Origin of the sequence: Pseudomonas oligotrophica, assembly GCF_021726475.1 — a bacterium.
Classification (GTDB): Bacteria; Pseudomonadota; Gammaproteobacteria; order Pseudomonadales; family Pseudomonadaceae; genus Stutzerimonas; species Stutzerimonas oligotrophica.
This window is the reverse complement of the sequence record NZ_JAKJRU010000018.1, coordinates 1-515: the sequence shown is the minus strand read 5'-3', so window position 1 is coordinate 515 and position 515 is coordinate 1. Positions and strand designations below refer to the sequence as shown.

General features: G+C 67.8%; 1 protein-coding gene. It reads left to right on the top strand.

Annotated features, from left to right (window positions below):
* Nucleotides 1-515 (top strand): cadherin-like domain-containing protein (locus tag L3N39_RS18865; RefSeq protein ID WP_237258965.1); only part of this gene is annotated, 515 nt, incomplete at both ends.

Sequence of the window (515 nt, the reverse complement as noted above, 5' to 3'; positions counted from 1 at the left end):
ATCACCGGCTACGACAGCACGACCGGCGTGGTCAGCTACCAGTACCAGCTGACCAGCCCGACCACCGACGTGCCCGACGTGGCCGAAACCGACACCTTCGTCGTCAGCGTCTCGGACGGCACGGCCTCGGCCTCGGGCAACCTGGTGATCACCATCGTCGACGACGTGCCCAGCGCGCAGAACGACAGCGTCAGCCTCAGCGAGGACACCGCCTCGGTCAGCGGCAACGTGCTGGGCAACGACACCATCGGCGCTGACGTGAGCGGCAGCGTCACCACCACCGGCAACCAGGCCGGCAGCTACGGCACCCTGACACTCAATGCCGACGGCACCTTCAGCTACGTGCTGAACACCGGCCTGGCCGCGGTGCAGGGGCTGGACAGCAGCGAGACGCTGACCGAGACCTTCAACTACAGCATGCAGGACGCCGACGGCGACCCGTCCAGCGCGACCCTGACCATCACCATCACCGGCAACAACGACGGCCCGACGCTGAGCGTGGTCGGCGCGACGGT